The following is a 13,964-nucleotide window of genomic DNA, read 5'->3' as shown; positions in this document are numbered from 1 at the left end:
CCATTTGCTGGTGGTTGCGTATTCGACTGTGCGGAAAATTAGGAGAATAACCTTCGCTTTCTTCTCCTCTCGCGTTTAGGCTTATGGCAAACTGCGGTTTTTATTCTGTTTTTACCGCCTCGTCGGGATAAAGATAAAGAGAGACTCAACATGAAATGGTTATGTTCAGTAGGTGTTGCTGTGAGTCTGGCGATGCAGCCAGCATTGGCGGAAAACCTGTTTGGCAATCACCCGCTGACGCCCGAAGCGCGCGACGCGTTCGTCACGGATTTACTCAAGAAAATGACTGTCGATGAAAAAATTGGTCAGTTACGTCTGATTAGCGTCGGCCCTGATAACCCGAAAGAAGCGATTCGCGAGATGATCAAAGACGGGCAGGTAGGGGCGATTTTCAATACCGTCACCCGCCAGGATATCCGTCAAATGCAGGATCAGGTGATGGCATTGAGCCGCCTGAAAATTCCTCTCTTTTTTGCTTATGACGTGGTACACGGCCAGCGAACCGTCTTCCCGATAAGCCTCGGTCTGGCTTCTTCTTTTAATCTGGATGCGGTAAGAACTGTAGGACGCGTATCGGCGTATGAAGCGGCGGACGACGGCCTGAATATGACCTGGGCGCCGATGGTGGATGTCTCCCGCGATCCGCGTTGGGGACGCGCCTCCGAAGGCTTTGGCGAAGATACATATTTAACCTCCATCATGGGCGAAACCATGGTGAAAGCGATGCAGGGCAAAAGCCCGGCGGACCGCTATTCGGTGATGACCAGCGTGAAACATTTTGCCGCCTATGGCGCCGTTGAAGGCGGTAAAGAATACAACACCGTGGATATGAGTTCCCAGCGCCTGTTTAATGATTACATGCCGCCGTACAAAGCGGGGCTGGATGCGGGGAGCGGCGCGGTGATGGTGGCGCTGAACTCGCTGAACGGCACGCCTGCGACGTCAGATTCCTGGCTACTGAAAGATGTCCTGCGCGATGAGTGGGGCTTTAAGGGAATTACCGTTTCCGACCACGGCGCTATTAAAGAACTGATTAAACACGGTACCGCGGCCGACCCGGAAGATGCGGTGCGCGTGGCGCTAAAGGCAGGGGTGGATATGAGCATGGCGGATGAGTATTACAGCAAATATCTGCCGGGTCTGATTAAGTCGGGCAAAGTGACGATGGCGGAACTGGACGACGCGACGCGCCATGTGCTCAACGTAAAATATGACATGGGATTGTTTAACGACCCCTATAGCCATCTGGGGCCGAAAGAGAGCGACCCGGTGGACACCAATGCCGAAAGCCGCCTGCATCGTAAAGAGGCGCGGGAAGTGGCGCGGGAAAGTGTGGTACTGCTGAAAAACCGGCTGGAAACGCTGCCGCTGAAAAAATCGGGCACCATTGCCGTTGTTGGGCCGCTGGCCGACAGTCAACGTGATGTAATGGGAAGCTGGTCTGCTGCTGGGGTCGCGAATCAGTCGGTGACGGTGCTGGCGGGTATTCAAAATGCCGTCGGCGACGGGGCGAAGATCCTCTATGCCAAAGGGGCGAATATCACTAACGATAAAGATATCGTCGATTTCTTAAACCTGTATGAAGAGGCGGTGAAAATCGATCCGCGCTCACCGCAGGCGATGATTGATGAGGCGGTGCAGGCGGCGAAACAGGCCGATGTGGTGGTCGCGGTGGTAGGCGAGTCGCAGGGGATGGCGCATGAAGCCTCCAGCCGTACCAATATCACCATTCCGCAGAGTCAGCGCGACTTAATCACCGCTCTGAAAGCCACCGGTAAGCCGCTGGTACTGGTATTAATGAACGGCAGACCGCTGGCGCTGGTAAAAGAAGATCAACAGGCCGATGCGATTCTGGAGACCTGGTTTGCCGGGACGGAAGGCGGCAACGCCATTGCCGATGTGCTGTTTGGCGATTACAACCCGTCAGGCAAACTGCCGATCTCCTTCCCGCGTTCGGTGGGACAAATTCCGGTCTATTACAGCCATCTCAATACGGGACGCCCGTATAATCCTGAAAAGCCAAACAAATACACCTCACGTTATTTTGACGAAGCGAATGGCCCGCTCTATCCGTTTGGTTACGGTCTGAGCTACACCACATTTACGGTGTCTGACGTCACGCTCTCCTCACCGACAATGCAACGCGACGGCAAAGTCACGGCCAGCGTAGAGGTCACGAACACCGGTAAACGCGAAGGGGCCACGGTCATCCAGATGTACTTACAGGATGTCACGGCATCAATGAGCCGCCCGGTGAAGCAATTAAAAGGCTTTGAAAAAATCACCCTCAAGCCCGGCGAACGTAAAACCGTGAGTTTCCCGATTGATATCGAGGCGTTGAAGTTCTGGAATCAGCAGATGAAATATGACGCGGAACCCGGCAAGTTCAACGTCTTTATCGGCGTGGATTCCGCTCGCGTTAAACAAGGATCGTTCGAGCTACTGTAAGCCTGCCGTCAACAGGGCGCGATAGCAGCGCCCTGTCTGGCAATGACTTTTTCTGTCCCCCCTTTTATTGCCTGCCACGTCACTTACACTGGCGGAAAATCCTAGGTTAAACGCAGACTTTTCAACTATGCTTTTTTCTCAAGTCTCTGAAAAAGGCCGTAAAAGGATGAGGAAAGCATCATGACGATCTCAAAGCTATGGGTAAGTTTGCTGGCGTTGCTGGCGACGGTGAGTTTACCTCTACAGGCGGCATCGCCCGTGACGGTCGGGTCAAAGATTGATACCGAAGGCGCGCTGCTCGGCAACATGATTTTGCAGGTACTGGAAAGCCACGGCGTTAAAACGGTCAATAAAATTCAGCTCGGGACGACGCCAGTCGTTCGTGGCGCGATTACCGCCGGAGAGCTGGATATCTATCCGGAATACACCGGTAACGGGGCGTTCTTTTTTAAAGATGAAAACGATCCGGCATGGAAAAATGCAAAGCAAGGCTTTGAGAAAGTCAAAAAACTGGATGCGGAGCAGAATAAGCTGGTCTGGTTGACGCCTGCGCCGGCCAACAACACCTGGACCATCGCGATACGTCAGGACATCGCGGAAAAAAATAAACTCTCCTCGCTTGCCGATCTCAGCCGTTATCTGAAAGAGGGCGGCACTTTTAAACTGGCGGCGTCTGCGGAATTTATCGAACGGGCGGATGCGCTGCCGGCATTTGAAAAAGCCTATGATTTTACCTTGAATCAGAACCAGCTCTTGTCGCTGGCGGGCGGCGATACGGCGGTCACGATCAAAGCCGCCGCGCAACAAACATCCGGTGTTAACGCCGCGATGGCGTATGGCACCGACGGCCCGGTCGCCGCGCTGGGTCTGCAAACCCTGAGCGACCCGAAAGGCGTCCAGCCTATCTATGCCCCCGCGCCGGTAGTGCGTGAATCGGTGTTACAGGCCTATCCGCAGATAGCCGATTGGCTGCAGCCCGTTTTCGCCAGCCTTGATGAGAAAACGCTGCAACAGTTGAACGCCAGAATCGCCGTAGAAGGGCTGGATGCGAAAAAAGTCGCCGCAGATTACCTCCGACAAAAAGGGTGGGTGAAGTAATCTGTGAGTGACGCTGCCAAAAAAATTACGGTTAATCGTGTGCTGTTGCTGTTGGTTGTTCTGGCCCTGCTTGCTGTCGCGCTGCCTTTCATTAATTACGCCCCGAATCGTCTGGTGAGCGGCGAGGGGCGCCAGTTATGGGAGATCTGGCCGGCGACCATCTGGATGCTGACTGGCGCGGGATGCGCGCTGTTTACGCTGTGCTTTGTGCCCGGTAAACGCGGTAGCGTACTGACGCTGATGATGGCGCAGACGCTTTTTATTGTCATGCTGTGGGGAGTCGGCAGGGCGGCGACCCAGTTGGCGCAGGAGGGCAGTCCGCTGGCGCGTACCAGTCTGGGAAGTGGATTGTGGCTGGGCCTCGGTCTGATGCTGCTGGCCTGTAGCGATGCGATCCGCCGTATTACCGTTGGGCCGCTGTGGCGCTGGTTGCTGCACGCGCAAATTGTTATTGTCCCGCTGGCGCTGCTGTTTTCAGGCACGTTCGACAACCTCTCGCTTCTGAAAGAGTATACCAACCGCCAGGATGTTTTCGATGCCGCGCTGGTGCAACATTTAATGTTACTGGCGGGCACGGTGCTGCCGGCGCTGGCGATCGGACTACCGTTGGGCGTCTGGTGTTATTTTTCCGCCTCACGCCAGGGGCCGGTGTTTACCGTACTGAATGTGATCCAGACTATTCCTTCCGTCGCGCTGTTTGGCCTGCTGATCGCGCCGTTGGCCGGGCTGGTGAAACAGTTTCCGTGGCTTGCCGAATTCGGCGTCGCGGGAACCGGCATGACGCCTGCGCTGATAGCGCTGGTGCTCTATGCGTTATTGCCGCTGGTGCGCGGCGTGGTCGCCGGGCTCAATCAGGTGCCACGCGATGTGCTGGAGAGCGCAAGAGCAATGGGAATGAGTAGCGGCCAGCGCTTCAGGCATGTGCAACTGCCGCTGGCGCTGCCGGTCTTTTTACGTAGCCTGCGGGTAGTAATGGTCCAGACAGTGGGAATGGCCGTCGTCGCCGCGCTGATTGGCGCGGGAGGTTTCGGCGCGCTGGTGTTTCAGGGGCTATTGAGCAGCGCCATTGATTTAGTCCTGTTGGGCGTCATTCCGGTGATTGCGCTGGCGGTAGTGATCGACGCGCTGTTTGATTTATGGATCGCGTTTTTGAAGGGAGCAACCGATGATTGAATTTAACCATGTCAGTAAAACCTTCGGCGATCAACAGGCTGTTAGCGACCTCAATTTGCACTTTAGCGAAGGCAGCTTTTCGGTGTTAATTGGCACCTCCGGTTCGGGAAAATCGACCACTCTGAAGATGATTAACCGGCTGGTAGAGCATGATAGCGGAACGATCCGTTTTGCCGGGGAAGAGATCCGCAGCCTGCCGGTGCTTGAACTGCGCCGTCGCATGGGCTATGCCATTCAGTCTATCGGCCTTTTTCCCCACTGGACGGTGGCGCAAAATATCGCCACCGTACCGCAACTACAAAAGTGGTCGCGTGCGCGGATTAACGATCGTATTGATGAACTGATGGCATTATTGGGTCTGGAAAGCGCGCTGCGCGATCGCTATCCGCATCAGCTTTCCGGCGGGCAACAGCAGCGGGTCGGCGTTGCGCGGGCGCTGGCTGCCGATCCGCAGGTATTGCTGATGGACGAGCCTTTCGGCGCGCTTGATCCGGTAACGCGCGGCGCATTGCAGCAGGAGATGACCCGCATTCATCAGCTACTGGGGCGCACCATCGTACTGGTGACGCACGACATCGACGAGGCGCTACGCCTCGCCGACCATCTGGTGCTGATGGACGGGGGCCACGTTATCCAACAGGGATCGCCACTTTCTATGCTGACCTCGCCGGAAAATGATTTCGTGCAGGCATTTTTTGGCCGCAGCGAGCTGGGCGTAAGGCTGCTTTCGTTACGTAGCGTAGGCGATTATGTACGTCGGCATGAACAGCTCAGCGGCGACGCGCTGGTGGAAGAGATGACGCTACGCGATGCGCTATCGATGTTTGTCGCCCGTCGGTGCGACGTCCTGCCGGTGGCGAATCAGCAGGGCGAGCCCTGCGGTACGCTCCATTTCCGCGATCTGCTTTCGGAGACGTCCCCCCGTGAAACGACTGTGTGATCCGCTTCTCTGGCTTATTGTTCTGTTCTTGCTTCTGCTGTTTGGATTGCCTTATAGCCAGCCGTTCTTCGCCGCGCTGTTTCCCGATTTACCGCGCCCGGTCTACCAACAGGAGAGTTTTGCCGCCCTCGCGCTCGCCCATTTCTGGTTGGTGGGCATCTCAAGTTTGTTTGCCGTCGTGGTGGGCGTCGGCGCAGGGATTGCGGTCACGCGAGAAAGTGGGAAAGAGTTTCGTCCCCTGGTGGAGACTATCGCCGCCGTCGGGCAGACCTTTCCGCCGGTCGCGGTACTGGCGATCGCGGTACCCGTCATGGGTTTTGGTCAGCAACCGGCCATTATCGCCTTGATCCTGTATGGGGTGTTGCCCATCCTGCAGGCGACCCTGGCCGGGCTGGGCGCGGTGCCTGCCAGCGTGATGAGCGTTGCCAGCGGTATGGGAATGAGCCGTCGCCAACAGTTGTATCAGGTTGAGCTGCCGCTGGCCGCGCCGGTGATTCTGGCGGGCATCCGAACCTCGGTGATTATCAATATTGGTACGGCGACCATCGCTTCAACGGTGGGGGCCAGTACGTTAGGCACGCCGATCATTATCGGGCTTAGCGGCTTTAATACGGCCTATGTTATCCAGGGGGCGCTGCTGGTGGCGCTGGCGGCGATCATTATCGATCGCCTGTTTGAAAGGCTGACGCGCGCGCTTACCCGGCACGCAAAATAAAACTGTAACCTGCCAGCATCACGCCGCCGATACCGCCAATAGCCATCAGCAGGAAAAGGGCGATCACCCCGATTTTCGCTACGCGCATTATGTACTCCTTATGTTAATAAAAGGAGTATACATTAAAGCGAATTTGTTAGCTGCTGTTTAAACGCCAAGGGGATGAATGTCGTGTCCCTGGGCGCGCCATGCCAGGAGTTGCTGCTGCTGCGCCAGCGTCTGGTTTTCTCCGCACCATACCAGTAACGTCTTGCCGTCAAAAAGTTCCGGGCGGAACTGGCTAAGCGAATGCGCCAACACGTCGATTCGCCATCCCTGTTGGCTGGCGACCCAACCTTCCAGCCACAGGCGGGTGGTATCATGGATATTCCAGCCGATCACCAACGCATCTTTTCCCTGTTTCTTACGCGCAGACGCCAGGCAGAGCGCAATATAGTTGATCAGGATACCGTCAAGAATGCCGAGCAGCGCCTGAAGGGCGGGTTGTTGGCACTGTAATCGTCGCCGCAGTGGGACGAACAGGTTAGTGGTCAATGTTTGGGCAGGATAATCCTGACCGCGTTCTTTGACCCATAACCGTAAACTGTGCAGATTACTGCTTTGCAGGTAGTGCAGCAGGATCTCCTGCTGTTCGCGCCAGCCGTTAGGTTGTTCGCTACTGTCGCTACTGAGCAGCACTTTGACTTTGCTGACCTGGACGCCGTTATCTATCCAGCGCTTGATTTCGCGGATTCTGTCGATATCGGCATCGTTAAACAGACGATGACCGCCATCCGTTCGCTGTGGTTTTAAAAGTCCATAACGTCTCTGCCACGCGCGCAACGTGACAGGATTGATATCACAAAGCAAAGCCACTTCACCAATTGTGTAAAGCGCCATCGTTTCACCCTTGCTCGCGAGGTCCCGGTTTAACTTTAGACGCTCTTTTACGAACCAGGAAGTTTTGCCTGTTTTTTATGCATTAAAACGCGAAGTAGCGGGTTGCGGCGGGGTGTTTAAGTGATCGTATTCACGAATTCATATTTTTATGCAACAGTTCAAAGAAAGTTAATCGTACTCAATGTATGTTACGCGCTTTTAATTGAAGTGTGGTTTGCGGGTATGTACGAGTTTAATCTGGTGTTGCTGCTGCTTCAGCAGATGTGCGTGTTTCTGGTCATTGCGTGGCTAATGAGTAAAACGCGCTTGTTCATCCCGCTTATGCAGGTCACGGTTCGTCTGCCGCACAAGCTTCTGTGTTACGTCACGTTTTCTATCTTCTGCATTATGGGCACTTATTTTGGGCTACATATCGAAGATTCGATTGCCAATACCCGCGCGATTGGCGCGGTGATGGGTGGCCTACTCGGCGGGCCGGTCGTCGGCGGGCTGGTCGGCCTGACCGGTGGGTTACATCGGTATTCTATGGGCGGCATGACGGCGCTGAGCTGTATGATTTCCACCATCGTCGAAGGGCTGCTGGGAGGGTTGGTACACAGCGTTCTCATACGTCGCGGACGCCCGGACAAAGTGTTTAGCCCGCTGACGGCGGGAGCAATTACGTGTGTTGCCGAACTGGTGCAGATGCTGATCATTTTACTGATAGCCAGGCCGTTTGACGATGCCCTGCATCTGGTCAGTAATATTGCCGCGCCGATGATGGTGACGAATACCGTTGGCGCCGCGCTGTTCATGCGTATTTTGCTCGATAAGCGCGCCATGTTCGAAAAATATACTTCGGCATTTTCTGCTACCGCGCTGAAGGTCGCCGCGTCAACGGAGGGGATTCTGCGTCAGGGATTTAACGAAGTGAACAGTATGAAGGTGGCGCAGGTGTTATATCAGGAGCTGGATATTGGCGCCGTCGCCATCACCGATCGTGAAAAACTGCTGGCTTTTACTGGTATTGGCGACGATCACCATCTACCGGGCAAACCCATTTCATCAGGTTATACGCTGAAAGCGATTGAAACCGGAGAGGTGGTTTATGCCGATGGCAACGAAGTGCCGTACCGCTGTTCGCTACACCCGCAGTGTAAACTCGGCTCGACGCTGGTGATCCCGCTGCGTGGCGAAAATCAGCGAGTCATGGGCACCATTAAATTGTACGAAGCGAAAAACCGACTATTCAGCTCAATTAATCGCACCCTGGGAGAGGGGATTGCGCAGCTTTTATCCGCGCAGATCCTGGCCGGGCAGTATGAACGGCAGAAGGCGTTGCTGACGCAGTCAGAGATCAAGCTGTTGCACGCGCAGGTGAATCCGCATTTTCTGTTTAACGCGCTCAATACCATTAAAGCGGTGATTCGTCGCGACAGCGAACAGGCCAGCCAACTGGTGCAGTACTTGTCGACCTTTTTTCGCAAAAATTTAAAACGCCCGTCGGAAATCGTCACGCTGGCGGATGAAATTGAACACGTGAACGCTTATCTGCAAATTGAAAAAGCGCGTTTTCAGTCGCGTCTGCAGGTACAGCTTGATGTTCCATCGACGCTTTCACGTCAGAAATTGCCTGCGTTTACATTACAGCCGATTGTTGAGAACGCCATTAAACATGGCACGTCGCAACTGCTTGATACCGGCAACGTCGCTATTCGCGCCCGGCGCGAAGGGCAGCATTTGATGTTAGATATTGAAGATAATGCGGGACTGTATCAGCCTTCCGCCGGCAGTAGCGGGCTGGGGATGAGTCTGGTTGATAAACGTCTGCGCGAACACTTTGGCGATGATTATGGTATTAGCGTGGCCTGCGAGCCGGACTGTTTTACCCGAATTACATTACGACTTCCACTGGAGGAGGACGCATGATTAAAGTGCTGATTGTGGATGATGAGCCGTTAGCGCGGGAAAATCTGCGGATTTTGCTCCAGGGGCAGGATGACATTGAGATTGTGGGAGAGTGCGCGAACGCGGTAGAAGCGATTGGCGCGGTACATAAGTTGCGACCTGATGTGCTGTTTCTGGATATTCAGATGCCGCGTATCAGTGGACTGGAGATGGTAGGAATGCTTGATCCGGAACACCGCCCGTATATCGTTTTTTTGACCGCATTTGACGAATACGCCATCAAAGCCTTTGAAGAGCACGCTTTTGATTATCTGCTCAAGCCGATAGAGGAGAAACGGCTGGAAAAAACGTTACATCGTCTGCGTCAGGAGCGCAGTAAACAGGATGTTTCGTTGTTGCCGGAAAACCAGCAGGCGCTTAAATTCATTCCCTGTACCGGACACAGCCGGATCTATTTGTTGCAAATGGATGATGTCGCCTTTGTCAGTAGCCGTATGAGCGGCGTTTATGTGACCAGCAGTGAAGGGAAAGAGGGGTTTACCGAGCTGACGCTGCGCACGCTGGAAAGCCGGACGCCGCTACTGCGTTGTCATCGTCAGTTTCTGGTGAATATGGCCCATTTGCAGGAAATTCGGCTGGAGGATAATGGGCAGGCAGAGCTGATTTTACGCAACGGCCTGACGGTGCCGGTAAGCCGTCGCTATCTGAAAAGTTTAAAAGAGGCGATTGGCCTGTAAAAGACTGTTAGAATATCGTTTTGCCATAGAAACGACCGAAGGCCTCATGCTGAGTAACGATATTCTGCGTAGCGTGCGCTACATTTTAAAAGCTAATAATACCGATCTGGCGCGTATCCTGGCGCTGGGTAACGTTGATGCTACGCCGGAGCAGATAGCAATCTGGTTGCGCAAAGAAGAGGAAGAGGGGTTTCAGCGTTGCCCGGATATCGTGTTGTCCTCATTTCTCAATGGCCTCATTTATGAAAAACGCGGCAAAGATGAGGCGGCGCCTGCATTGACGGCGGAACGTCGTATCAACAACAATATTGTGCTGAAAAAGCTGCGTATTGCCTTTTCGCTAAAAACAGATGATATCCTGGCGATACTTACCGGTCAGTTGTTTCGTGTCTCAATGCCAGAGATCACCGCGATGATGCGCGCGCCGGACCATAAGAACTTCCGCGAATGCGGCGATCAGTTTATGCGTTATTTTCTGCGCGGTCTGGCGGCCCGTGAACACGCGGCGAAGTAATTCTGCGGTATTGTTCCCGGCAGCGTCCTGTCTGACCGGGAAAACGCATTATTATACTAATTGATTCTATGATACCCGCTCTCTTCCAACAGTTTCTGCGAGCGAATCATTGACAGATAGTACGCGGAACAGTTGTCAATTGATGATCCTGGCAATTTACAGAGGTCGCTTATTTTTGCCTGGGTAAAATCAATATCCACATATTCCGTAGCATAGCTATCATAATAGTCGATTCGTTCAGTCAAACCCGGCATACCCTGATAAGCTTCGCCGACTTGACTCAGCATTTTTTGTGCTTCTTCTTTATTATTGGCTTTCAGGGTCTTATAAAGTAGTTTATGTTCAGATATTTGACGTAAAACGATATCCCCTTTGTAGTAATAGGTTAACTTGATTTCAATACCGTTGAGATTACCTACATAGCGTTGTGTTTCCTCTGACTCTTTGCTAGCGGCTATCTTCTTGATAAACGCTGTCATGTTATTTTGCTTTCCCTGGAGAGTATCGTTTTTCTGATCGCAGCCAGTTATGCTAACCGATAGAGAGAGCGCGAATAGTGGCAGTGCCATAAGACGTAGAACCTGCATAACAATTCCTTGTCGTTAAGTATTGGTGTGGCCAGGAATTCAGGGATTATAGGCTTTGGCGAGGGGACTTACAGCGAGGCTGTCTTTTTTCGGAATTCATAAAGAAAAGACGCTGCCGAAGCAGCGCCCTGAGCGACTTTACCAGTCGATGCAATACATTATGCCTGCCAGTTATTTCGCTTCTTTAAAACCAGCAGCTTCCAGCAGCGTCTGGGTTTGTTTCATGCTGATACCTTTGCTGGTATCGCCGGACACCATCGTCCCTGAGATTTGCTGTAACGCTTTAAAGTCCACTTTTTCCATATCCACAGAGACGTTTTCCTGGGCATAGGTATCTTCATAGGTTAATTTTTCTTCCACTCCGGCGATATTTTTATATTTCGCGCTCAGCGGATCGAGAATTTTGGCGGCATCTTCTTTCGTTTTAGCGCCTACAGTGGCATAGCTGATTTTACTTTCAGACGTCTGCTTAATGATTTTGTCACCTTTATAGGTGTAAGTAATTGAAATTTCTGTCCCCGCCAGGTTTGCGTTAAAGGTCTTTGATTCTTCTTTATCGCCACAGCCAGCAAGAGAGAACACCAGTACGGAAGCCAAAGCCGCGGACAATAACTTGCCAGAAATTTTCATCTAAAACTCCATTTTATATAATGATTGGGTTTTTAAAATAATTTCAATGAATTAATTTAACCCAGTAATAGCAATGTATCAGGGAGAGATAGAATATGACTTTTAGCCGTTATTTAGCAGTCCGGATATGGAGTCTTAACGCTATTGCTTATTAAGGAAAAAGTTAAAACACGCGGATGGGGTGATATGCCAGTCAGGATTAAGCGGTTAAAAAAGCCGGAGCATGCTCCGGCTTGTTGCTTATTTCACCTGTTGGCCAGGCTTCGCGCCGTCATCAGGGCTTAACAGGAAGATATCTTTCCCGCCAGGTCCTGCGGCCATCACCATTCCCTCGGAGACGCCAAAGCGCATTTTGCGCGGCGCGAGGTTGGCGACCATTACCGTCTGGCGGCCAATCAGCGCCTGCGGGTCCGGGTAGGCGGAACGAATGCCGGAGAAGACGTTACGCTTCTCGCCGCCCAGATCCAGCGTCAGACGCAGCAATTTGTCAGAACCATCTACGAACTCAGCATTTTCAATCAATGCTACGCGCAGGTCAATTTTGGCGAAATCGTCAAAGGTGATGGTTTCCTGAATCGGGAAGTCGGCTAACGGGCCGGTAACCGGCGCGGCTGCGGCTTTCACCTCTTCTTTAGACGATTCAACCAGCGCTTCAACTTGCTTCATGTCGATGCGATTGTAGAGCGCCTTAAAGGTGTTGACCTTGTGACCGAGCAGCGGCTGTTCGATGGCATCCCAGTTCAACTCACTGTTCAGGAAGGCTTCAACGCGTTCAGAAAGCGTCGGCAGTACCGGTTTCAGATACGTCATCAGCACGCGGAACAGGTTGATGCCCATTGAGCAAATGGCCTGCAGGTCCGCGTCGCGGCCTTCTTGTTTAGCCACCACCCACGGCGCTTGCTCGTCAACATAACGGTTAGCGATGTCGGCCAGCGCCATAATCTCACGGATAGCTTTACCGAATTCACGGCTTTCCCATGCTTCGCCAATCACCGCAGCGGCGTCAGTAAAGGTTTTATACAATTGCGGATCGGCCAGTTCAGCCGCCAGCACGCCGTCGAAACGCTTATTGATAAAACCGGCGTTACGCGAGGCCAGGTTGACTACTTTATTGACGATATCGGCATTGACGCGCTGGACAAAGTCTTCCAGGTTCAGGTCGATGTCATCAATGCGTGAAGAAAGCTTCGCGGTGTAGTAGTAGCGCAGGCTGTCGGCGTCAAAGTGTTTCAGCCAGGTGCTGGCCTTAATAAAGGTGCCGCGAGACTTAGACATCTTCGCGCCGTTCACCGTCACGTAACCGTGAACGAACAGGTTGGTCGGCTTACGGAAGTGGCTGCCTTCCAGCATGGCAGGCCAGAACAGGCTGTGGAAATAGACGATGTCTTTGCCGATAAAGTGGTACAGCTCGGCATCGGAGTCTTTTTTCCAGTACTCATCAAAACTGGTCGTGTCACCGCGCTTATCGCACAGATTTTTGAAGGAGCCCATATAGCCAATCGGCGCGTCCAGCCAGACGTAGAAATATTTGCCCGGCGCGTTCGGGATTTCGAAACCAAAATACGGCGCGTCGCGGGAAATGTCCCACTGTTGCAGGCCGGATTCAAACCACTCCTGCATTTTGTTCGCCACCTGCTCCTGCAGCGCGCCGCTGCGGGTCCACGCCTGCAACATTTCGCTGAATGACGGCAGGTCAAAGAAAAAGTGCTCGGAGTCACGCATTACCGGCGTCGCGCCGGACACCACGGATTTCGGTTCGATAAGTTCGGTCGGGCTGTAGGTCGCGCCGCACACTTCACAGTTATCGCCGTACTGGTCTGCGGATTTACATTTCGGGCAGGTGCCTTTCACAAATCGGTCCGGCAGGAACATGCCTTTTTCCGGATCGTAGAGTTGAGAGATGGTGCGGTTCTTAATAAAACCGTTCTCTTTCAGGCGCGTATAAATCAGCTCGGACAGCTCGCGATTCTCGTCGCTGTGCGTTGAGTGGTAGTTGTCGTAGCTAATATTAAAACCGGCGAAATCGGTCTGGTGCTCCTGGCTCATTTCACCGATCATTTGCTCCGGCGTAATACCAAGCTGCTGCGCTTTCAGCATGATCGGCGTGCCATGAGCGTCATCGGCACAGATGAAGTTAACCTCATGGCCGCGCATTCGCTGGTAACGGACCCAGACATCAGCCTGGATGTGCTCCAGCATATGGCCGAGGTGGATAGAGCCGTTGGCGTACGGCAGCGCGCACGTTACCAGAATTTTCTTCGCGACTTGAGTCATAGTGGGTATTACTTCTTCTGTTGTAAAAAAGGGCTTTGATAGTACCAAAATGGTAATTACTGCGCCAATCGATAAGGGCATT

At 53.1% G+C, this 13,964-nt stretch carries 13 protein-coding genes; 8 read left to right on the top strand and 5 right to left on the bottom strand.

Annotated elements, in window-relative coordinates; translation table 11 throughout:
* Window positions 1-150: 150 nt before the first annotated feature.
* From bglX to ACLJTG_RS05390, 5 genes are all read left to right on the top strand, one after another.
* Window positions 151-2,448, top strand: a complete 2,298-nt coding sequence (bglX, locus tag ACLJTG_RS05410; RefSeq protein WP_000871554.1) for a beta-glucosidase BglX — start codon at window positions 151-153, stop codon at window positions 2,446-2,448.
* A 180-nt stretch (window positions 2,449-2,628) separates the two neighbouring features.
* Window positions 2,629-3,546: an ABC transporter substrate-binding protein gene (locus ACLJTG_RS05405; protein WP_023238869.1), complete on the top strand. Its 918-nt coding sequence runs from the start codon at window positions 2,629-2,631 to the stop codon at window positions 3,544-3,546.
* Between the two features lie 3 nt (window positions 3,547-3,549).
* Window positions 3,550-4,719 (top strand): ABC transporter permease, encoded by a 1,170-nt coding sequence (locus tag ACLJTG_RS05400; protein WP_001278103.1) that lies wholly within the window; start codon window positions 3,550-3,552, stop codon window positions 4,717-4,719.
* Window positions 4,712-5,659 carry an ABC transporter ATP-binding protein gene (locus ACLJTG_RS05395; protein ID WP_000569166.1) on the top strand — a complete coding sequence of 316 codons (948 nt, stop codon included), beginning with the start codon at window positions 4,712-4,714 and terminating at the stop codon, window positions 5,657-5,659. Before ACLJTG_RS05400 ends, ACLJTG_RS05395 begins: the two co-directional genes overlap by 8 nt.
* Window positions 5,643-6,374, top strand: a complete 732-nt coding sequence (locus ACLJTG_RS05390) for an ABC transporter permease (RefSeq protein ID WP_000824854.1) — start codon at window positions 5,643-5,645, stop codon at window positions 6,372-6,374. The genes ACLJTG_RS05395 and ACLJTG_RS05390 overlap by 17 nt, the downstream gene beginning before the upstream one ends.
* On the opposite strand, the gene ACLJTG_RS05385 is transcribed toward ACLJTG_RS05390, so the two are convergent.
* Window positions 6,355-6,462 (bottom strand): protein YohO, encoded by a 108-nt coding sequence (locus tag ACLJTG_RS05385; protein ID WP_001261696.1) that lies wholly within the window; start codon window positions 6,460-6,462, stop codon window positions 6,355-6,357. The genes ACLJTG_RS05390 and ACLJTG_RS05385 overlap by 20 nt on opposite strands.
* Window positions 6,463-6,521: 59 nt before the next feature.
* Window positions 6,522-7,253 carry an HTH-type transcriptional regulator MlrA gene (gene mlrA / locus ACLJTG_RS05380; protein ID WP_001240417.1) on the bottom strand — a complete coding sequence of 244 codons (732 nt, stop codon included), beginning with the start codon at window positions 7,251-7,253 and terminating at the stop codon, window positions 6,522-6,524.
* A gap of 222 nt (window positions 7,254-7,475) precedes the next feature.
* Between mlrA and ACLJTG_RS05375 the strand changes: the two genes are divergently transcribed.
* Genes ACLJTG_RS05375 through ACLJTG_RS05365 form a run of 3 tightly spaced genes read left to right on the top strand, consistent with a single transcriptional unit; the run spans window position 7,476 to window position 10,391 of the window.
* Complete coding sequence (locus ACLJTG_RS05375) at window positions 7,476-9,161, top strand: sensor histidine kinase (protein ID WP_000272850.1); 1,686 nt, start codon at window positions 7,476-7,478, stop codon at window positions 9,159-9,161.
* Window positions 9,158-9,877: a two-component system response regulator BtsR gene (gene btsR, locus ACLJTG_RS05370; RefSeq protein WP_000598637.1), complete on the top strand. Its 720-nt coding sequence runs from the start codon at window positions 9,158-9,160 to the stop codon at window positions 9,875-9,877. Before ACLJTG_RS05375 ends, btsR begins: the two co-directional genes overlap by 4 nt.
* A gap of 46 nt (window positions 9,878-9,923) precedes the next feature.
* Window positions 9,924-10,391 (top strand): DUF1456 family protein, encoded by a 468-nt coding sequence (locus ACLJTG_RS05365; protein ID WP_000950413.1) that lies wholly within the window; start codon window positions 9,924-9,926, stop codon window positions 10,389-10,391.
* Between the two features lie 56 nt (window positions 10,392-10,447).
* Here ACLJTG_RS05365 and ACLJTG_RS05360 read toward each other — a convergent pair whose 3' ends face one another.
* From ACLJTG_RS05360 to metG, 3 genes are all read right to left on the bottom strand, one after another.
* Complete coding sequence (locus tag ACLJTG_RS05360; protein WP_001197951.1) at window positions 10,448-10,978, bottom strand: YehR family lipoprotein; 531 nt, start codon at window positions 10,976-10,978, stop codon at window positions 10,448-10,450.
* A gap of 171 nt (window positions 10,979-11,149) precedes the next feature.
* Complete coding sequence (locus ACLJTG_RS05355) at window positions 11,150-11,608, bottom strand: YehR family lipoprotein (protein WP_000703137.1); 459 nt, start codon at window positions 11,606-11,608, stop codon at window positions 11,150-11,152.
* A gap of 240 nt (window positions 11,609-11,848) precedes the next feature.
* The gene (gene metG, locus ACLJTG_RS05350) at window positions 11,849-13,882 is read right to left on the bottom strand and encodes a methionine--tRNA ligase (protein ID WP_000195332.1); all 2,034 of its coding nucleotides are present in this window, start codon (window positions 13,880-13,882) and stop codon (window positions 11,849-11,851) included.
* Window positions 13,883-13,964 lie beyond the last annotated feature (82 nt).

The sequence above is a fragment of the Salmonella sp. SAL00672 genome, assembly GCF_046552175.1.
Taxonomy (GTDB): Bacteria; Pseudomonadota; Gammaproteobacteria; order Enterobacterales; family Enterobacteriaceae; genus Salmonella; species Salmonella enterica.
The sequence above is the reverse complement of the archived record's forward strand: the minus strand, read 5'-3'. Positions and strand labels throughout refer to the sequence as shown.

What these genes read in the sequence shown, in the direction of transcription:
- bglX (WP_000871554.1), top strand. Translation starts at nt 151, where the DNA reads ATGAAATGGTTATGTTCAGTAGGTGTTGCTGTGAGTCTGGCGATGCAG.
- ACLJTG_RS05405 (WP_023238869.1), top strand. Translation starts at nt 2,629, where the DNA reads ATGACGATCTCAAAGCTATGGGTAAGTTTGCTGGCGTTGCTGGCGACG.
- ACLJTG_RS05395 (WP_000569166.1), top strand. Translation starts at nt 4,712, where the DNA reads ATGATTGAATTTAACCATGTCAGTAAAACCTTCGGCGATCAACAGGCT.
- ACLJTG_RS05385 (WP_001261696.1), bottom strand. Translation starts at nt 6,462, where the DNA reads ATGCGCGTAGCGAAAATCGGGGTGATCGCCCTTTTCCTGCTGATGGCT.
- mlrA (WP_001240417.1), bottom strand. Translation starts at nt 7,253, where the DNA reads ATGGCGCTTTACACAATTGGTGAAGTGGCTTTGCTTTGTGATATCAAT.
- ACLJTG_RS05375 (WP_000272850.1), top strand. Translation starts at nt 7,476, where the DNA reads ATGTACGAGTTTAATCTGGTGTTGCTGCTGCTTCAGCAGATGTGCGTG.
- btsR (WP_000598637.1), top strand. Translation starts at nt 9,158, where the DNA reads ATGATTAAAGTGCTGATTGTGGATGATGAGCCGTTAGCGCGGGAAAAT.
- ACLJTG_RS05365 (WP_000950413.1), top strand. Translation starts at nt 9,924, where the DNA reads ATGCTGAGTAACGATATTCTGCGTAGCGTGCGCTACATTTTAAAAGCT.
- ACLJTG_RS05360 (WP_001197951.1), bottom strand. Translation starts at nt 10,978, where the DNA reads ATGCAGGTTCTACGTCTTATGGCACTGCCACTATTCGCGCTCTCTCTA.
- ACLJTG_RS05355 (WP_000703137.1), bottom strand. Translation starts at nt 11,608, where the DNA reads ATGAAAATTTCTGGCAAGTTATTGTCCGCGGCTTTGGCTTCCGTACTG.
- metG (WP_000195332.1), bottom strand. Translation starts at nt 13,882, where the DNA reads ATGACTCAAGTCGCGAAGAAAATTCTGGTAACGTGCGCGCTGCCGTAC.